Raw genomic sequence first — 18,583 nt, 5'->3', positions numbered from 1 at the left:
CTTTTTTTATTCAAGTCCCCGGAAAAACTTCTAACAGGAATGCTCCTTTTTATTGCAACTTTAACTTTTGACTATAAATTTCATTTTTCGCAATATCAATCTCCATTTTTCATTTTCCGCAATTTTGTTTTGCATTTTTAGCAATTGTGATATGATTTTTCTAGAAATATAAGGGAGTAATGCAAATAATGAGTATACTCGGTAGCCGTTTAAAAAAATTAAGAGAAAAGCACAATCTTACCCAAGAACGTGCTGGAGAAATTTTTGGTCTTACGAAATATCAAATTCATCGTTATGAATCAGGTATAAGCAATCCTGATCCTGATATTATTAATAAATTTGCTGATTATTATGGTGTGTCTGCAGACTATCTCCTCGGTCGCACTGATAGTCCAAATCCACCAGAAAAAGATGACATTCCAGAGGAGTTAAATACTCTTGCCAAAATCAATCAGCTCATCAAAGAATACGGCATCGAACAAATGGGCTTCTTTGATATTGAGAAATGGAAAAGCCTATCGGAGGAAGAGATCGAGGAAATCATCAAGCACTTCGAGTGGGTTGTTCATAAAGCAAAAGAGAAGAATAAAGCAGCAAGAGAAGGCACCGAAGACTAATTTAGTTTTGGGTGTAACCGAAGAAGATCGGAAGCTAGGAGATAAAAAATTAAAGAGTTAGTGTGCATAGATAGAAAAATGCATTTTGGGAGAGGAAGAGTTAGAACCATGTATTTGGTTTACGTAGATGAAAGCGGAGATTCAGGAACAGTTAAAAGCCCAACAAGATATTTCATTCTCAGCGCTCTAATTGTTCATGAAAGCAATTGGAATAGATTTATCAATGACATTGTTGACTTTAGAAGAACCTTGCGCGATGCTTATAAGTTTAAGTTGAGAGAAGAGATACACGCAGCTGAATTTTTCCAGTCATCCAAAAAATATGCTCATATTCCAAAACACGTTAAATTGCAAATATGTAAAAAAGCCTTAGATTTTCAAGAGTCATTAGACTATATTCGTGTCATGTTTGTAATCATTGATAAACAAAGTGTACATATAGGAACAGATGTCTTTGAAATGGCTTGGAAATATCTTATACAAAGAATTCATAACACATTAGACAAGGGAAATTTCACTGACTTAATCAACGATGAGTTAGAAACAGGAGAGCAGACAACAAACCGGAAGGAAAATTTCATGCTAATTCCCGATAAAACAGATGACAAAAAACTGAAACAATTAGTTCGAAAAATGCGCAGATATAATCCTATTCCTAATAAATATGGAAATGGCTATAGAAACTTACCGCTTGAATTTATCGTAGAAGACCCTTTTACTAAAGACTCAGCAGATTCTTATATACATCAATTGGTGGATGTTAACGCATACTTTATGAAACAAAGTTTAGATCCAACTAAATACATGAAGAGTAAAAAAGCCCATAATTTCATCTACAGGCTGAACAAAGTTAGATGTACACATATCTCAAGTACTCAAGATGGTGTGTTGCTCAAGAATTAATAATGATAAAAAATAAAAGGCCCTCAACTGGGCCGGTAGGAGCCTACTCCCGGGTCTTGCCCGGTTTCAGTTCCACTTTCATTATACGATAAGCTTGACGTTTTTTCAATTCCTTTCACATTTTTTCATTTGCCTATATTGCAAAAGAGAGCAGAAGCCGGGGATAGGCAAAAATAACACGCTGTCAAAAGCGTGTATATTTTTACATATTAATTATTAATTGTCATTTTGCGCTATAGGAGATTTTTTTATCTATCAATATATAGTAGCTTGGTTATGATTTGCTAAAATGAAAGGAGTTATCTATATGCCTTTTAAAACAGCAATTGTCAAAACATTAGACCTAAAACTCGATGAACAAAATCCTAGATTTGTAGTAAATCAACAAAAGAATCTAACACAAGAAGAAATTATTAATTATTTACTTGAATACGAAGATATTTCTGGATTAGCAAAAAGTATCAACAACTATGGAGGATTGTTACCAGGTGAAAGACTTTTAGTTATATATGAAAACAACAACTATATTGTTCTTGAAGGAAATAGAAGGACCACTGCTATGAAATTACTTTTAGAACCTAGTTTAATACCTAATGAATACAAAAATGATTTTCCAATTATTACGGATATATGCAGAAAAAATATAGAAGAAATTCAAGTAGATATAGTTGATAGTCGCGATGAAGCATTATACCCCCTTACTAAAAGGCATATAGATGGAATAAAACATTGGAAGCCTATTTCTAAGCTATATTTTTATAAAAAACAGTTTGATGAAGGAAAAAGTATCGATGATTTAAAACGATTGACTGGAGAATCCAAAAAGAACATTAAAGAGTATCTCCGGAAGTTTAGCTTTCTAAAATGTATGATCGATAGTACTGGAAATAAAAGTATAACAAAAAAGACAATTATTACTCAATTAGAAACAGATTTAATTACTGGTCGAATATACAATGCATCAAAAAAACACTTTTCCATCCCTTATCATCCCGATACTTATGAGTTAGATTTCAGTAAAGTCCCTAATAAAAAAAAGGAAATATTTACTGATATATTACGTAATTTCGCCCATCTCATATGGTTTGAAAAGGATGAGAATATCAAATTGACAAGCCGCAAAATTAACAAAGTAGCAGACTTTGAGGAACTCTTTATAGATGGTAATGAGACAACCGAAGCTATACCTATTTATAAAAAAATAAAAGAAAAAATAGCCTTATTTAAAACTATACAAGACAATACAGACGGTAATGACGAGCTACATAAAACTAATAATTCACCTAAGGTCGAGCAAATTCAATTAGATTTAATCTCAAATAATCGAAATCAAAATGAAAAGAAAAATGAGGAAACCGAAACTCGTAAAAACGATAATGTACCAAAGAACAATAACACATTAAATAATAATACACCAAAGAATAATATTGCAAATATAAAGCCCGCTATACAGAATCAAAATAATGATTCAATAAGAAAACAACCAAAACCCAAAGAAAGAAAATTTCTATTTGAAGGAATTGTATATTCAGGAAAACATAAAGGAATTCAAAGAACTCTTTACGAAATTCAACGATTAGATATAGATAAATTTACATTAAGCGCAACCTATTTGATGAGAACACTACTTGAATGTGCTTTACAAGAATATTTAATCCACAACAATTTATTTAACAACTGGAATAAACCTAATTACGATCCATCACTTACTGATTTAATAAACTATTGTAAACAACACAATATTTTTTCGAGTATTAATAAAAACTTCCAAAGAGTTATTAACAATGCTCATGCTTTAAGAGACGCTGATGTACTAAACAGCATTGCGCACGCAAAATACAATTTACCTGATCCAAATACATTACGGAGTATCGAAAACAGGTGGTATATTTTTTTGGAGTTTCTTCTAAAATAAAATTCTTAGGTATGGCCAAAAATTGAAAATTGTGATACATTCATTTTAGGTGATGATATAATGAAAAGTTCTTCTCCCTTAAGATATCCTGGTGGAAAAGCAAAGATTTACAAGTTTATAAAGCATTTAATTGGGGTGAATGGTAGCACCACCTATATCGAACCATTTGCAGGTGGTGCCGGCGTAGCAATTGCCTTATTACTTAATAATGATGTAAAAAAAATAATTATTAATGATTATGATAAATCAATTTATTCATTTTGGTATTCTGTAGTATATCGATCTGAAGAATTGATTGAAAAAATCAGAAATTGTGACATAACGATCGATGAGTGGTATAAACAAAAAGAGATTCAAGAAGCAAAAAAAGATGTGGATGATTTGACTCTCGGCTTTTCCACATTATTCTTGAACCGAACAAATCGATCAGGGATTATTAAGGGTGGCGTGATTGGCGGTAAAGAACAAAAAGGAAATTACAAATTAAATTGTCGCTTTAATAAAGATGATATTATCCAAAAGATTAAGTTAATATCAAGTAAAAAAAAGTACATTAAAATATATAACATGGACGCTACTGAATTTATAGATGAAGTAATTAAAAAAACGAGGAATTCCTTTATATTTTTTGATCCGCCTTATTATGAAAAAGGTCCATCGTTATATACAAACTTTTATACCAAAAAAGACCATATTGAATTGGCCAAAAAGATTCAAACTGATTTAAAAAACAGAAAGTGGATTGTTACTTACGATCATAACGATGAAATAAAAAAATTATACGCAAACTTAAATTATCTTGAATACTATTTAACCTATAGTGCACAAAACAAAACAAAAGGCATTGAATACATGTTTTTTTCAAAAAAAACAAAATACAATGATCCATCAAAATATTTGAATGTATATAATTCATCAACGTTATAAAGCCCTTATACAGGGCTTTTTCTTTTTATTGCAAAACCAAACATTTGTTCCCATGATATAATATCCTTAGGAGGGGTATATATGGAGCTACGCCGCTACTACACGACCGCGGTGGAAGACTGGGTAACCAAGTTTTATACACGACTAAACATCTTTTATCCTTATCAAATCGATCCATCGTTCATTGTCCAGAAGATGAACATTTTCTTGCGTGAAAAGCCTTTTCCATCAACACATCAAGCTGTGGGCCGCTTTCGTTGCATTGTTGTCGACTCTCGGCTATCTAAATAAGAAAAACAAGAAGCCTTCTTTCATGAGTTGTGTCACATATTGAGGCACGTTGGTATACAGAGTATGATGCCTGAGGCTTTTCGAGAGCTGCAGGAACGGGATGCAAATCATTTTACTAAATACGCCGCTATCCCTTTTCATATGTTAAGATTTATTAACTGGCACGAATCATACATAGTTGAGCATATGTCCAATATGTTTAAAGTGACACCAGAGTTATGTGAAGAATGCTTAACACAGATTAGAAACCGTATAAGTCAAACAATCGAGTAATGAAACTAAAATTTGTAATCAACGGTGATAAAATGGTTCTTACGCTAATTTGGGGAGGTGACTTGTAAATTAGCACATTATTTCAGAATCCCTTTTTCAAATTATTTCAGGCGGATTCGGAAATAATGTGCAAAATTTTTGCGGATTGTTCCGGATTTTGCACATTCTTTCGGAACGTTTGCACGCTCTTTGGAGTGTTAAAGGGCGTCAAAAACAAATCCCTACGTATGGACATCACGCAACCGTTAGCTTATTAGGCGGTGTGAATATCAAAACGGGGGAATTTCACTGTATGGAAACCAATCAATGCAATGCACAGGCTTTTCTGCAATTTCTTCAATACACATTGGACCAGTATCCAGATAAACATGTCGTGATGGTCTTGGATAACGCAAAAATTCATCGCGCCAAAATTCTTCAGCCTTTTCTACATGAGCACGAAGAACGGTTGACTTTGATATTCTTACCTCCGTATTCACCGAATTTAAATTTCTCCCTTTCCACACAAGAGACTGAATATTCAGTCTCCTGTGTGGAGAAAATCAGTCCCCTATCAATTCAAATCCATTTCAGAGAAACCCTACCCCATTTACATTACACAAAATTCTTGACGGTACCCACACATCTTCCATAATAAATGTGTTTGTTTGATTTGATGTTGTTCTACTCTTGTGATAAACAATTATTTCACCTCTCTTTCTATAAGCTCTTGAATTTTCTTTTTCTTTCGTGATGAATACAATTTCATCGAATAACAATGCAATAAACTTACTATTTCTTCAAATATTTCTTGAGAATCTAATTTTTCACTACCAATTTCAGACATCACAACAATTTCAGTATTAAATTTTTTAAACAAATATTCAAACAAATCAAAACCAACACGACTTAATCTATCTTTATATGTAATAACCACTCTTTCAACTTTTCTGTCAATAATATCATCTAACATCTTAAAAAAATCTTTTCGTTTTTCAAAAGAAATTCCACTTGCCACATCAGCAAACACCCCATGAATTTTGTATCCTTTAGAAAAACAAAATTGTTTCAACAACTGTATTTGATTTTCTAAATCTTTCTTTTGTTTAGGCGTGGATACCCTTGCGTATATATATGTTTTTCTTTCTACACCATCAAGCAATAATGAATAAACACTATCTTCATCATAATCATATCTTCCATTAGGAAGAACTTTCACTTTAATAATTCCATCTTTTACATATTTAGTTAATGTTTGTCTTGTTATTCGAAGTAGTTTCAAAACTTCATTTGCTTTCAATTTATGCACCTCCTTTCATACAAAAATGTAGCAAATATCAACAATAAAATAAACATATTTTATTAAAAAATTTTAATATTTTATCAGACTATATATAGCAGCTCCGGTGTTTCCTTTTCTAATATTCTCATTGTCCGCTCGACGGTATTGGCGGTATAGACGTGATGAATGGGCAGCGAATAGGCGGAAACAAGCCAGCGGATCGCCGCGCTCTCATTTTCATCCCGCTCCGCAATCAATAGTTTCATCGGCTTCACCGACCTGTCGCCGCTCGCTGGCGGCGGTGGAAATGAACGAGCGCTTCCATGCAGAAAGCGGCCGCTAACGCAATCGTTTTTCGATTTTCATCGACAAGCGGATTCACTTCACAAATATCGAAACTGATCGTTTGTGGCTTGGAAATAATATAACGAAGCAAGGCGCGGACGATTTTCGGATCAAGCCCGAACGGCGAAGGCGCGCTCACTCCCGGTGCCGCGCTTGCACTCAACACATCCATGCAAAGCGTCAGCATCAGTACATCATAGTTTTTGATAAAATCGTCAATGATCTCATACGCGCGCTCTAGCGTTGCCAACGTCAATTCTTCCTCAAGCGCGTACGTGCATCCATATCGATTAGCGGTTTCAAATAACGCCGCTGGGTTGCCTAGCGTCTGAATGCCGAGGCAGCAGTATCCCGCGTTTCCATCTTCATCTAATATTTGCCGAAACATTGTTCCCGATGACGGTCCTTGTCTATATGGGCGCATGTCAAAATGAGCGTCGATGTTGATAATGCCAAGCTTCGTTTCCGAACCGACCGCCTGACGAACACCGAGATAATGCCCGTACGCGGTTTCATGTCCGCCGCCGATGACAACCGGCGTGATGTTATGGCAGATAAGGCGCTCTACCGCCTGGCCCAAATGTTTCTGGCTGTTTTCTAACTCTCCCCCTTCACAAGTAATTTCGCCCACATCGTAAAGTATTGTGTGAGACGGCAGGTGCCACGGCAGGTTTGCCAGCGCTTTTTTCACTTCCACCGGCGCGTGATACGCCCCTTGCCGTCCTTGGTTGCGGCGGACCCCTTCATCGCATTGGAAGCCTAATAAAGCAAAAGCGTTTTCTGCCTGCGTCTGTACCTGACCCATATCCAGCAAACGGATCTTTTGATGGACGCGAAAACTTTTTTCCTCGCTTTCGCTGTCGATCCGTCCCGTCCATCTCTCCTTGTCCAGCTGTTTGTACATAAAACGAGACCTCCCTACTTTCTTTATGCTTTTGCACGACACCAACGTCCTGAATTAGTCATCGCGTTGATTCATCTATATCGGGATCTGATCCTTATCCCCGTCTCGTAAATGATGTCCCTTCTTCCTCTTTCTCTCCCACTTCCCTTATTTCCTTCTTGTTTTGCCGCCTATTTTTAGTGTTCTTTATACGAAAATAATAGGATTGTTTCTAATAACTAGTGAACTTATCATTATTACCATTCGTTTTGCCATTGCCGAAATCAAACCGCGCCATTCTTTTTCCCATCACAAATACAAAGCAATCCACGAGCTTCACTGTGTCGGGTCAACGAAAATGGGATCAAAACGCATAATTTTTTATTCATGAATATTGCGTAGCCCCTTAACGATAAAAAAAGAAATCTTTTCATTCGCGAATAGGGTAATATAGAATCTTATCATTTTCAAAAAAAGGGTTGTAGCTATGGCAAAAAACGTCAACTTGCATGGAGCCATAGCTGTAAAAGCGCACCGCCAGCCTGTGATACGTCGCTTGGCGTTCAATTAGTGGAAACAGGCGAAAGATATGCGAAAGGAAAATGGGCGATCGGGTGACATTGGCTAAACGGAAACGGCGGCATCATGGGGGATTTGTCAGTGCGGCGGCCTATATTATGATGGCGTATGCGATTACGACGTTGCTTCATAAAGACCAAACATTTGTCTCGATCAATCTGCATACAACATTCCACCGCCCCGACCGTTGCCGGAGAAGTGGAAGTCGAAGCAAAGGTGGAAAAATTCAGGCGCACTGTTGCCTATCTGACCGCTGTCTTAACGCAAAACGGCAAAGAAGCGGCAAGCGCCGTTTCTTCGGTCATGATCATGCCAAAACGATAAAAAAGCAGGATGGCCTCCTGCTTTTTGTTTGTCAATGGGCGCGCTATTTTTGCCCAAACGTCTTCGGCATCACAACCGCCACGACTTCTCCGCGCGCGCAAAGTTCTCCATCGGCGAATACTTCCGTCTTTACTTTCCACTTTTTCGGATGAATTTCTTCGACCGTACCGATTGCCTTTAACGGAACTCCATGCTGCGTCGGTTTCAAGAACTCTACGTTCAAAGAAGCAGTTACAAACCGCGGTGGCACTTCTCCATCTCCTGGTTCGTGTCCGTTTTTGCGATGCAGCGCCAGCGCGGCGGAACCAGTTCCGTGGCAGTCGATTAATGACGCAATCAATCCGCCGTAAACAAAACCAGGAATAGCGATATGCTCGGGACGTGGCGTATAAATCGTGACCGTTTTCTCCCCTTGCCATCCGGTGCGGAAATGGTGGCCGTGCTCATTCAGCCGCCCGCATCCGTAGCACCAGGCAAATTCCTCTGGGTATTCGTCTTGAATGGCATGTTTTACTTGTTCTTCCATCATTTCTCCCTCCCCTTTCCTTTTCAGTATATCACAATGAGCACATTACTTCCTTTTTCTTTTATTTTTCTTTACAATAGTGATAGGTTTACAGAGAATGGAAAGGACTACAGCAATGAAAGTGTTAGAAACATATATCGTCGCAGGACTGACCGGTTTGCTGTTTTATCATCTCCATTCCCCAATTCCATGGATGCTCGGAGCCATTACTGGAATGCTTGTTTGGAAAACGGTCATCAAGCGCCCAGTAGCGGCGCCGAAAGCGTTGTCGAATAGTGGATTGATTGTGTTAGGCACTTATTTTGGACTGTCGTTTACAAAAGAAACGCTATTAACGATTGCGCCATATATTGTTCCGTTTCTCGTTGCCACCGTATTGCTAATTGCTATTAACATTATAAACAGCATCATGGTGACGAAATGGACACATATTGATAAAGTGACAAGTGTGTTTGCATCTGTTCCTGGCGGGCTGTCGGAAATGGTTGCCGCAAGTGAGTCGTTGAACGCGAATACTGCTTTAGTAACCATTTTCCAAACGATTCGTTTATTAACGGTCGTTTTTCTTGTGCCAACAGTCGTTGTCCATTGGTTGAACGGACACGCGTCGCCAGGAAACGCAACCGCTCAGGCGGCAGCTGTCTCTTCCGATGGTCATTACACTTGGTTTTTGTTAAGTATTTTCGGTGCGCTTCTTTTACGAAACATCATTCCGGCAGCATACGTCGTCGGGCCGCTTGCCGTAACGGCAGTTATGCATGCGGCTGGTGTGAACCTGCCGTTACTGCCTGTATGGTTGATTATTTTGGCGCAAATTAGTGTCGGAATAAACATGGGAGAACGCATTACCTTAGAAGATATTAAGCTTGGCGGAAAATTTAGCTGGGTATATTTCTTGCTTGCGTTAGTATTAATTGCTCTATCGTTCGGATTCGGCTACGTATTTGCGGAATTAACCGATCTTCCGCTGTCGACCGCGCTGTTGAGTCTTGCGCCAGGAGGACTTGTGGAAATGGTATTAACAGCGCAAACGGTCGGAGGAGATCCAGCGATTGTCAGCTCCTTGCAATTTGTACGTCTTCTTCTTGTCATTATCGTCGTGCCGAACGTGTTGAAATGGGTGTTTCGAAAATTCCCATATATCACCGAAACGCCATGGAAAAACCGCTCTGTTCGAAACTAAAACAGAGCGGTTTCGTTTTACTTAGCCGGTTCATAAAATTCGATCCATTCACCATCCGGTCCAAGGAAGAATAAATATTTCGCCCCGTTTGGCAGCGTCGTAATCTCTTCCCATACAAGCGGAACGCCGAGCGATTGAATCCGTTCTTTTTCTTGTTCAATTCCTTCAACGGTAAAGGCGACGTGATGCACTTTTCCTTCCGTCGGCAAATTCGGATTATACCCTTCGATCAATTCGACAATGACTGAGCCATCCAATCCTAAAAACGCCAATTTCATTGTACCGTTCGTATGCGTCATCTCGCTAAGTAGTTCCAATCCGACTACCTCTTGATAAAACTTTTTCGATGTTTCGATGTCTTTTACTTGAATGCCGACGTGTTCAAATTTTTTTACTGCCATTATGTTTCTCCCCTTTTTTCATTATTTTCAAGATTGTGAAAATACCGACCGCAAATATGGAGTCATATGTACGATCGAAATTCCTTTTTCCTCTAATTCACAGAAAATGCAGCGGTCAAGCGCATAAGGGCCAGCAGCTTTCCATTCTTCCACTTCCGCAAATGTCAGAAGAAGCGAAAACATCTTCCCTTGCGTATATCCGTATAGATGGAAAACATTTTGGCTGCTATCAAAATGAATCGCTGCCTGTCGGTCAAATTGCAAAAGCTGTTTTTGGACACAACGGGCGACATGGGAAGCAAACGATGCTACCGTTAAGTGCGCCGCCATATAGCTGCGAATCAAATCATTTTCGCGCAATCGACATTCCCACCTCCTTCTTTGCACATACATAAAAACCCCTTTCGCCATGAATGATGCGAAAGGGGGTAACCGTTCTTATCATCCAAAGCGAAAGACGCTTTGCGGGTTGGAGCACCTTGCGTAATACGCAGGTTGCTGTGGAGTCATAGAGCCCGATCTCTCGTCCACTCTTGATAAGACTGTATGCAGTTTGTTTTTATCTTATCATGGTGCCATTGTGATGACAATCATTTTTTTCACAAACGAGGAAGGGAGAGCAAAGGCGCTCTCCCATAGCCATCAAGTTAAGAATTTGATCTTTTTTCAGCGCCAAAAACATGGTATCCTTTCTAACGAAATCATCGTTGGAAAGGATTATTTTTTGATGGCAAAAAAGATGAAGGCATGGATAAAAACGATTCGTCAACTCTTCTCCTCTGAAGAACTGACCCGTCTGGCACGGAAAGTCGGATTCATTCAGCGGCAGCGTTCATTAACAGCGGAAAAAATAAAATTGATCAAAAGGCGAGGATATGGGTATCGAAATATCCAGCGTTTTACTTTGCGTGTCCGTCTAGAGACCTCTATCACATTTTAACGTAAAAATCAAGTACATCTTTTGGTGATGAACCTGATTTTTGTTATTTATGCATAATTTTTTCTTATTTCTAATTGATTATTTAGCACATAGTTTTATTTAATAAGAAAATGGATACATGACTTTTATCATAAAATAATAACATAATATTTCCAATAGAATATATTATTTGCCACTTGTCGTCATTATTCTATTTTTTCGACTTTTTTAGACGAAATTTTTGAAGCGTGATATATAATAAGATTGGAGTTGCTTTTGCATGCAGAAAAACAAAGAAAAAGGGGGCTCTTTTTCATCGGAGAGCCCCTTCTGTTTACTTAAACGCCATCGCGGCTTTCACTGCTTTTTTCCATCCTGCATAAAGCGCTTCTTGTTTCTCTTTTGCCATTTGCGGTTCGAATTGGCGTTCTAATTGCCATTGTGAGGCGATTTCTTTCCGGTCTTTCCAATAGCCGACGGCAAGCCCAGCTAAGTATGCCGCGCCTAGGGCTGTTGTTTCATTGATGACTGGACGCTCTACTGGCACGCCGAGCATATCGCTTTGGAACTGCATTAAAAAGTTGTTTTTCACCGCTCCGCCGTCGACGCGCAGCGTTTTCAAGCCAATGCCTGAATCCGCTTCCATTGCTGTTAATACATCTTTTGTTTGATATGCAAGCGACTCTAGTGTTGCGCGAATGAAATGTTCTTTTGTCGTACCGCGCGTCAAACCAAATACCGCACCGCGTACATCGCTATCCCAATACGGTGTTCCGAGACCGACAAATGCCGGTACAACATAAACGCCATCCGTTGAATCGACTTTTTCCGCATATGCTTCACTGTCTGACGCCTGCTTGATCATTCGAAGCCCATCACGAAGCCACTGAATCGCTGAGCCAGCAACGAAAATGCTTCCTTCCAACGCATATTCGACTTTTCCGTCGATTCCCCATGCGATCGTTGTTAACAAACCATGTTTCGATTGTACTGCTTTTTCCCCTGTATTCATCAACATAAAGCAGCCAGTGCCATATGTGTTTTTCGCCATTCCTTCCTCAAAGCACGCTTGGCCAAACAACGCTGCTTGTTGGTCGCCGGCCGCTCCAGCGATTGGCACTTCGACACCAAAGAAATGATGTGGTATCGTTTTAGCGTACACTTCCGAGGATGGGCGCACTTTTGGAAGCATTGATTTTGGAATGCCTAAAATATTTAGAATCTCATCATCCCATTGTAATGTATGAATATTAAATAAAAGCGTCCGTGAAGCGTTTGAATAATCCGTCACATGTGCGCGTCCGCCGGAAAGTTTCCAAATGAGCCATGTGTCGATCGTACCGAACAATAAATCTCCTTTTTCCGCTTTCTCTCTCGCTCCATCGACGTTGTCTAAAATCCATTTTACTTTTGTTCCGGAAAAATAAGGGTCAATTAATAACCCTGTTTTCTTGCGGAATAAGTCATCATATCCTTGTTGTTTGAGTTGTTCGCAAATATCGGCCGTTTGTCGAGATTGCCAAACAATGGCATTATAAATTGGCAGCCCCGTATGTTTATCCCATACGACTGTCGTTTCCCGCTGGTTCGTAATGCCGATGGCTGCTACTTGCTCCGGCTGCACCGATGCTTCTGACAAGACGGTAGCAATTACCGCCAAAATCGAGCCCCAAATCTCATTAGCGTTATGTTCGACCCATCCTGGCTTTGGAAAATATTGTTTAAATTCCCGTTGCGCGATATGAACAATTTCGCCATTTTTGTTAAACAAAATCGCCCGTGAGCTTGTTGTTCCTTGATCCAGTGACAAAATGTATCGTTCCATCACCAATTCCTCCCCTAATTACATGAATGCATTTTTTGCTTTATTATAGCTATTCGATGTTTTTCCTTGGCTGATGAATGTCAGTGCGAGTACTACTATTATAGCAATAAGCACATACCAAAATGCCGCTGTCATTTTTCCTAGAAAGACAGCTTTGTAAAATAAACCGCCAAACGAACCGCCAAGAATCGGTCCGACAACCGGAACCCATGCGTAAGGCCAATTGGATGATCCTTTTTTTGGTATCGGAAGCAAAAAGTGAACGATACGCGGCCCCAAATCCCGCGCCGGGTTAATGGCATATCCTGTCGTTCCGCCAAGGGAAAGACCAATGGCGACAATAAGAAACCCGACGATAAATGGATTTAGCCCATCGGCAAATTTATTGGCGCCAATGGCTAAAATGCCAAGCACTAATACAAACGTGCCAATTATTTCGCTGATTAAGTTTGCGAAATAGTTTGGAACAGCAGGACTTGTTGCAAATACGCCAAGTTTTGCGCCAGGGTCGTCCGTTTCTTTCCAATGAGGCAAATAATGAAGATATACAATGACAGCGCCAATCATTGCACCAAGCATTTGTGCGGCAATGTATTTTGGCACATCTGCCCATGGAAAATCCCCGTTAAACGCTAATGCAAGCGTTAGCGCTGGATTTAAATGAGCGCCGCTAAATTGTCCAACCGCATATGCCGCTACCGCTACAGCCAGCCCCCATCCCATTGTAATAACGATCCATCCGGAATTTTGCGCAAATGATTTTTTTAAGTTTACTCCTGCGCAGACCCCGCCGCCAAAAATAATAAGTAAGGCAGTTCCAACAAGTTCTGCAACAAACGCGGTCATTCTTCTTCCCCCTTGTCACATAACTTTTGTAACTGCTTCCCTGCTTTATCCCTCCGGAGGCAAAACACCATCTTTTTTGAAAGCAGTTACATTTTCCAGCGGAAAACACAAAAACCCACACATTTTCCCTCTGAAAAAAGGGAATATGTGTGGGTCTCCAACATCTCCGCCACCATTATTAACTTACTTATAAAGTTAATAGAAAATGTAAGCGTTGTCAATAGATTTTTTACAACTTTTATTTATCTCGGCAAAATTTGAATATAGTCAAAATCTAGCGTATCCACTCCATCCTCAATATCCAAGCGGGTGATAAACCGATACGAAATTCCAGGCTGTGAAGGAGGAAGCGAATCTGGTATCTGGTACGTAAACGGTATCTGCTTCCTTTGTCCTGCCTCGATCTGAAACGCTCCTGCAACCGGAATCGTCGCGATGACATTATCGATTTCTTTCCCATCGCGCAGCGTTTTTTGGATAAATTCTACATCCAGTTTTTCAATTTTTTGTTCCACCGTGCCGCCGAGAATATGAAGAACCCCCTCAATGCACTCTCCTGGCTGAAATGTGGTTTTATTTAAAATCAAATCGACATACGCCGATCCGACTCCGATTCTTGACATCATTTTACGCAATAACATATGCTACACCTCTTATCTCTTGTTCTTTTTGTTCATCCTATAGTACGATGCAGATTTGAATGTTGTTTCATCATTTGCCTATTATAAAGATAAACAGACCTATGCCTTATGGAAGCAAAGGTCTGTTACGTCTATCCCTGAACCTCTGCGCGACTAAAGTCGGCAGATTCTGACGTACTAAAGAGTTTTTCCAACACCTGCGTGCAGTCCGATAAGTATCCTGGGCAAACACCTTACTAGGGTTATGCGCCCTGTCGGCTCGGTTCAACACCATATCTGGACTTTCATGACTATATGCTTTTGCAGAGAAACCCTATTTTGATACCGCTTACAATTAAGTTATAGCATCGTGTCCTGTTTGTCAACTATTATTCATATACATTTTCGTTTTCAATGATATAGTCGATACGAATGACTGGAATATCGTTTCTTTCCACTTCTGCGACAATTAAGCCAATGCGGTCATTATAAATGCAAAACGTTTCTTGCCCTTTTTTAAACGCCGTTTCACCATAAGAAAGAACCATGTTGTAAATTTTGTTATCGGAAAAATAACGCCGACTGACCCGATTTCCTAAACGAACGATCACTTCTTTACCAGCGATTTTTCCGCGGTACATCCCATTCATCCCCCTTTACGCTCCTACTATTCCAATGTATGGTATATTTCTTCCATTCATTCTTACTTTTTTGCTTTCTAACCAAACTATTTCGAGACGCGAGCGGAAAATCCCTGTTTTTTTAACATTTTATAATTTTTTTCTGAATTTCGCCTTCTTTTTCTTGACGATGCCCTTACATTAGTGTATAGTAGAGTCATCATATAACAGAATATATTTCAAGCATTCATCATGTTTGCTCACCTTAGATTGCTGTGAAGTATATTCCGTTATTTGATAAAAAATCTTTAAGTTAGCCTAAGGGCTAAAGGTATTAGGAGGAATTCAGTATTATGCAACGCGGTAAAGTTAAATGGTTTAACAATGAGAAAGGTTACGGTTTTATCGAAGTAGAAGGCGGTTCTGACGTATTCGTTCACTTCACAGCGATCCAAGGTGAAGGGTTCAAAACTTTGGAAGAAGGTCAAGAAGTTTCTTTCGAAATCGTTCAAGGAAACCGTGGACCTCAAGCTGCTAACGTTGTGAAATTATAAGGCGTTCGTTGACATAAACGAAAGAACGTAAGTGAAACAAAAAAGGCCGGCAACACGCTGGTCTTTTTTGTTTTTTATGCGCATATTCCTTCCTATTTGACAAACACTATCCGCTAGGAGGTGTTTGCAAATGGAACGTGACATTCATTCTGGCTATAACGATTTAAAACAAGTAGAAATGTTTGTGGAAACAGCGGAAAAAATGGTAGGTCAAGCAACGATGAGCTTGGATAGAGACATGCTCGAAGGCGCCAAACAAGCGATTGCCAACGCCCACGATCAGCTTTCGCGCGCACGCCGGCAAGCAACTGGCGTTGATGAAGAATTTTTATCACATTATGAACAAAAACTTGCTAAGGCGGAACACCAATTAAATGAGGCATTACGATAAGGAGAAAAAAGGGCTTCCTGCTGTGTGAAGCCCTTTGTTATTTTGATGAACGAGGAGGAGTTGCCATCAACATGGCACCGTACTGCCGCATTTTCTCGCCGACCGTGCATTGGTTAATGCAAAATGATTGCGCATATGTTTTGCCGTATTCTTTTCGAAACGTGCTTTTTAAAAAACAGCCGTCACAATACATTTGCTGTAATTCATTTAGTTTATCTAATATTTCCTTTCGTTTGTTCACTTTTTTCTCTCTCATTTCATTGCCTACCCTTTCTCTGTAAGTTCCATCATGCTAGTAATCATTTGGCCTTCCATCGCTTGACGGGCAAGCTGGTCGGCCTCTTTATTTTGCTTGCGTGAAATCGGCTCGTAAATTGGCTGAATTCCTAATTCGTTGATCTTTTCTTCAATACGGTCCAGCCATGCGTTATGGTCATCTTCAAAACACGGCCAATCGCCGGACAATTGCTTCAAGACGACGTGTGAATCGCCTCGGAAAATAACCGGCAAATGATGAACACCGAGCTCCTCGAGCATTTGCATTAAAAACCAAAACGCGGCGTATTCCGCTTCGTTATTCGACTTCAGTTCATCAAGCTGGCGGTTGGCACGAAGACGATATTGTTCATTGTTTTGCTTATAATAAATCACCACTCCGGCTCCGCCCTGCAATGTTTCGTTATCAAAGCCGCCGTCAAAGTAAGCGATGACATCATGCGGTTCCGTTTCTACTTCTTTTAATAGCTTGTTCAGTTCTTTTTTCGACCATGTAACATGATTTTGGTCAATAAAGCATAATTCCTTTACACGACCTGTTTTTTCAAAATCCTCAGCTAATCGGAGTGCTTCCGCAGCAGGCAAAAAATCAGAAGTAAGCACCAATTCTTGTTTTTTCGGCGTAATATATGTCCATTGGATCATAACGTCCAAGCCCTCGTCACCCTTCCGTAATCGATTCCGTGTACAGTCCATATTTTTATTATACAATATAGCGAAAAAAACATGTGAAGCGATAACTTTTCTTATTACCTATTATTATGCAGCTTTTGTTATCACATCAACGTTTTCTGTACATGTTTCATTATTTTTATGCTGTTGTATATTTTTTCATTGATTTATGATACACTACCGTTCGACTATAATTTATTAAAAGTGAAGCGGAAATGATGCAACAAAATGAACAAAACGGGGGGATTGGATTGAAAAAACAGTGGATAGCGGATTTTAGCCTTCTTGCCGTCACGTTCGTCTGGGGGGCAACATTTGTCATCGTGCAAAACGCGATTTCTTTTCTTGAGCCTCTTTCTTTTAACGCGATTCGCTTTATTTTGGCGGGATTATTTTTATTTTTATGGCTCATCATTTTTCATCGTTCGCTTTTTCGTCATTATACCTTGCCGCTTGCCCGCGCCGGTATATGGATGGGGTTTTGGCTGTTTAGCGGCTATGCATTTCAAACGGTCGGCTTACTATACACAACCTCGTCAAAAGCGGGATTTATTACCGGACTTAGCGTCGTACTCGTGCCGTTATTTTCTTTTCTCTTTCTAAAACAAAAACCATCCGTCAATGCGTCCATTGGTGCGGTGTTGGCGGCAGTCGGCCTTTATTTTTTAACCATCGGCGATGGCAAATGGATGTTAAACCGCGGAGACGTATTTGTCTTTTTTTGCGCGATTTCGTTTGCGATGCACATCATTACTACAGGAAAATATTCGGCGCGTTATTCCACCATGTTATTAACAATGACGCAAATTTTCACCGTTGCGGTGATGTGTACGATTTTTGCCTTTCTTTTTGAAGACGAAACGCAAATGTGGAATGTGGCGATTTTACAAAAACGTGAAGTATGGACAGCCCTTCTCATTACGTCATTGCTTGCGACAACGGCAGCGTTTTTAATTCAAACCAACTTTCAAAAATATACGACAGCTACCCGCGTCGCTCTTATTTTTGCGATGGAGCCTGTATTTGCCGCGCTGACCGCATACATATGGGCGAAAGAACAGCTAACGGCTTCCGCAATTATCGGCTGCATCGGCATTTTGTGCGGAATGATTTTCGCGGAGCTTCCCATTACCGCTCGAAAAATGGCGGCGTGCAAAACGGAGGCTAACTCACTAAGACAAACGAAGTGATTTTCTTTTTTTGTTTCATATTTTTGTGCAATAAAGGTGATACTATGCCACGGAGGTGAGCGCGATGACAAAGAATGGCGGCAAAAACCGCGGGACAAAAGCTCCTGGCGTGAATCCACAAGGGTTCGGTCAAGATGCGGCATTTACTCCGGATCCAAAAAGCCAACTAGAAAATGCAGCAAAAAAATCGAATACAAAATAAAAAAAGCAGGCTCTTGGCAAGTAAGAGCCTGCTTCGTTAT

23 protein-coding genes, 3 pseudogenes and 1 riboswitch are annotated in these 18,583 nt (G+C 39.7%); of the genes and pseudogenes, 14 read left to right on the top strand and 12 right to left on the bottom strand.

Annotation, left to right across the window (positions count from 1 at the left end):
• Window positions 1-188: 188 nt before the first annotated feature.
• The 7 genes from B9L23_RS07300 to B9L23_RS21655 all read left to right on the top strand — a co-directional run bounded on the left by B9L23_RS07300 (window position 189) and on the right by B9L23_RS21655 (window position 5,560).
• Window positions 189-617, top strand: coding sequence for a helix-turn-helix domain-containing protein (locus B9L23_RS07300; RefSeq protein WP_089097130.1), 429 nt, complete (start codon window positions 189-191; stop codon window positions 615-617).
• Between the two features lie 108 nt (window positions 618-725).
• Entirely contained in the window at window positions 726-1,520 is a 795-nt protein-coding gene (locus tag B9L23_RS07295; RefSeq protein WP_169712523.1) for a DUF3800 domain-containing protein, read from the top strand.
• 307 nt (window positions 1,521-1,827) lie between these two features.
• Window positions 1,828-3,435, top strand: coding sequence for a ParB/Srx family N-terminal domain-containing protein (locus tag B9L23_RS07290; RefSeq protein WP_089097128.1), 1,608 nt, complete (start codon window positions 1,828-1,830; stop codon window positions 3,433-3,435).
• 60 nt (window positions 3,436-3,495) lie between these two features.
• On the top strand, window positions 3,496-4,362 hold the full coding sequence (locus tag B9L23_RS07285) for a DNA adenine methylase (RefSeq protein ID WP_089097127.1): 867 nt from the start codon (window positions 3,496-3,498) through the stop codon (window positions 4,360-4,362).
• A gap of 81 nt (window positions 4,363-4,443) precedes the next feature.
• Window positions 4,444-4,653 carry a hypothetical protein gene (locus B9L23_RS20900; RefSeq protein ID WP_245842308.1) on the top strand — a complete coding sequence of 70 codons (210 nt, stop codon included), beginning with the start codon at window positions 4,444-4,446 and terminating at the stop codon, window positions 4,651-4,653.
• A 63-nt stretch (window positions 4,654-4,716) separates the two neighbouring features.
• Window positions 4,717-4,926: a hypothetical protein gene (locus tag B9L23_RS21510; protein WP_342745048.1), complete on the top strand. Its 210-nt coding sequence runs from the start codon at window positions 4,717-4,719 to the stop codon at window positions 4,924-4,926.
• Window positions 4,927-5,053: 127 nt separating this feature from the next.
• A complete protein-coding gene (locus tag B9L23_RS21655; RefSeq protein WP_245842306.1) occupies window positions 5,054-5,560 on the top strand; it encodes an IS630 family transposase in 507 nt (168 codons plus the stop codon).
• Window positions 5,561-5,608: 48 nt separating this feature from the next.
• On the opposite strand, the gene B9L23_RS07265 is transcribed toward B9L23_RS21655, so the two are convergent.
• From B9L23_RS07265 to hutG, 3 genes and pseudogenes are all read right to left on the bottom strand, one after another.
• Window positions 5,609-6,205, bottom strand: coding sequence for an IS607 family transposase (locus tag B9L23_RS07265; protein WP_062753241.1), 597 nt, complete (start codon window positions 6,203-6,205; stop codon window positions 5,609-5,611).
• Between the two features lie 89 nt (window positions 6,206-6,294).
• Window positions 6,295-6,453, bottom strand: a pseudogene (locus B9L23_RS19940) (AraC family transcriptional regulator); the annotation flags it as partial.
• Window positions 6,454-6,458: 5 nt separating this feature from the next.
• The gene (gene hutG, locus B9L23_RS07260; RefSeq protein ID WP_089097126.1) at window positions 6,459-7,436 is read right to left on the bottom strand and encodes a formimidoylglutamase; all 978 of its coding nucleotides are present in this window, start codon (window positions 7,434-7,436) and stop codon (window positions 6,459-6,461) included.
• A gap of 466 nt (window positions 7,437-7,902) precedes the next feature.
• Between hutG and B9L23_RS07255 the strand changes: the two are divergent.
• A pseudogene (locus B9L23_RS07255) lies at window positions 7,903-8,318 on the top strand (hotdog fold thioesterase).
• A 43-nt stretch (window positions 8,319-8,361) separates the two neighbouring features.
• Here the strand turns inward: B9L23_RS07255 and B9L23_RS07250 are convergent.
• A complete protein-coding gene (locus B9L23_RS07250; RefSeq protein WP_062753616.1) occupies window positions 8,362-8,844 on the bottom strand; it encodes a PaaI family thioesterase in 483 nt (160 codons plus the stop codon).
• Window positions 8,845-8,941: 97 nt separating this feature from the next.
• Here B9L23_RS07250 and B9L23_RS07245 point away from each other — a divergent pair, with 97 nt between their 5' ends.
• The gene (locus B9L23_RS07245; RefSeq protein WP_245842303.1) at window positions 8,942-10,027 is read left to right on the top strand and encodes an AbrB family transcriptional regulator; all 1,086 of its coding nucleotides are present in this window, start codon (window positions 8,942-8,944) and stop codon (window positions 10,025-10,027) included.
• Window positions 10,028-10,044: 17 nt separating this feature from the next.
• Here the strand turns inward: B9L23_RS07245 and B9L23_RS07240 are convergent, their stop codons facing one another.
• Together B9L23_RS07240 and B9L23_RS07235 are read right to left on the bottom strand one after the other, a co-directional pair.
• Window positions 10,045-10,428: a VOC family protein gene (locus tag B9L23_RS07240; protein ID WP_015863598.1), complete on the bottom strand. Its 384-nt coding sequence runs from the start codon at window positions 10,426-10,428 to the stop codon at window positions 10,045-10,047.
• Window positions 10,429-10,455: 27 nt separating this feature from the next.
• The gene (locus B9L23_RS07235) at window positions 10,456-10,788 is read right to left on the bottom strand and encodes a hypothetical protein (RefSeq protein WP_015863597.1); all 333 of its coding nucleotides are present in this window, start codon (window positions 10,786-10,788) and stop codon (window positions 10,456-10,458) included.
• Between the two features lie 75 nt (window positions 10,789-10,863).
• A riboswitch (SAM riboswitch) is annotated at window positions 10,864-10,971 on the bottom strand.
• Window positions 10,972-11,266: 295 nt separating this feature from the next.
• Between B9L23_RS07235 and B9L23_RS21650 the strand changes: the two are divergent.
• Window positions 11,267-11,368: pseudogene (locus B9L23_RS21650) on the top strand (transposase); the annotation flags it as partial.
• Between the two features lie 313 nt (window positions 11,369-11,681).
• On the opposite strand, the gene glpK reads toward B9L23_RS21650, so the two are convergent.
• From glpK to B9L23_RS07215, 4 genes are all read right to left on the bottom strand, one after another.
• On the bottom strand, window positions 11,682-13,172 hold the full coding sequence (glpK, locus tag B9L23_RS07230; protein WP_081189014.1) for a glycerol kinase GlpK: 1,491 nt from the start codon (window positions 13,170-13,172) through the stop codon (window positions 11,682-11,684).
• Between the two features lie 18 nt (window positions 13,173-13,190).
• Window positions 13,191-14,018, bottom strand: coding sequence for an MIP/aquaporin family protein (locus tag B9L23_RS07225; protein ID WP_089097124.1), 828 nt, complete (start codon window positions 14,016-14,018; stop codon window positions 13,191-13,193).
• Window positions 14,019-14,260: 242 nt separating this feature from the next.
• Window positions 14,261-14,659, bottom strand: coding sequence for a sporulation protein (locus B9L23_RS07220; protein ID WP_089097123.1), 399 nt, complete (start codon window positions 14,657-14,659; stop codon window positions 14,261-14,263).
• Between the two features lie 368 nt (window positions 14,660-15,027).
• Complete coding sequence (locus B9L23_RS07215) at window positions 15,028-15,279, bottom strand: hypothetical protein (RefSeq protein ID WP_015863588.1); 252 nt, start codon at window positions 15,277-15,279, stop codon at window positions 15,028-15,030.
• A gap of 332 nt (window positions 15,280-15,611) precedes the next feature.
• On the opposite strand from B9L23_RS07215, the gene cspD reads away from it, so the two are divergent.
• Both cspD and B9L23_RS07205 read left to right on the top strand, forming a co-directional pair.
• Window positions 15,612-15,812 (top strand): cold-shock protein CspD, encoded by a 201-nt coding sequence (gene cspD / locus B9L23_RS07210; RefSeq protein ID WP_003251474.1) that lies wholly within the window; start codon window positions 15,612-15,614, stop codon window positions 15,810-15,812.
• A gap of 130 nt (window positions 15,813-15,942) precedes the next feature.
• Window positions 15,943-16,203 carry a DUF2564 family protein gene (locus B9L23_RS07205; protein ID WP_015863586.1) on the top strand — a complete coding sequence of 87 codons (261 nt, stop codon included), beginning with the start codon at window positions 15,943-15,945 and terminating at the stop codon, window positions 16,201-16,203.
• A 37-nt stretch (window positions 16,204-16,240) separates the two neighbouring features.
• On the opposite strand, the gene B9L23_RS07200 is transcribed toward B9L23_RS07205, so the two are convergent.
• Both B9L23_RS07200 and B9L23_RS07195 read right to left on the bottom strand, forming a co-directional pair.
• A complete protein-coding gene (locus B9L23_RS07200) occupies window positions 16,241-16,459 on the bottom strand; it encodes a zinc-finger domain-containing protein (RefSeq protein WP_015863585.1) in 219 nt (72 codons plus the stop codon).
• An 8-nt stretch (window positions 16,460-16,467) separates the two neighbouring features.
• Entirely contained in the window at window positions 16,468-17,133 is a 666-nt protein-coding gene (locus B9L23_RS07195) for a ribonuclease H family protein (protein ID WP_089097122.1), read from the bottom strand.
• A 269-nt stretch (window positions 17,134-17,402) separates the two neighbouring features.
• Between B9L23_RS07195 and B9L23_RS07190 the strand changes: the two genes are divergently transcribed.
• Together B9L23_RS07190 and sspL are read left to right on the top strand one after the other, a co-directional pair.
• Window positions 17,403-18,341: a DMT family transporter gene (locus B9L23_RS07190; RefSeq protein ID WP_081189030.1), complete on the top strand. Its 939-nt coding sequence runs from the start codon at window positions 17,403-17,405 to the stop codon at window positions 18,339-18,341.
• A gap of 64 nt (window positions 18,342-18,405) precedes the next feature.
• Entirely contained in the window at window positions 18,406-18,543 is a 138-nt protein-coding gene (sspL, locus tag B9L23_RS07185; protein WP_015863582.1) for a small, acid-soluble spore protein L, read from the top strand.
• Window positions 18,544-18,583 lie beyond the last annotated feature (40 nt).

Source organism: Parageobacillus galactosidasius (assembly GCF_002217735.1).
GTDB lineage: Bacteria > Bacillota > Bacilli > Bacillales > Anoxybacillaceae > Parageobacillus_B > Parageobacillus_B toebii.
Note: the sequence above shows the minus strand (reverse complement) of the source record. Positions and strands in the feature narration are given on the sequence as shown.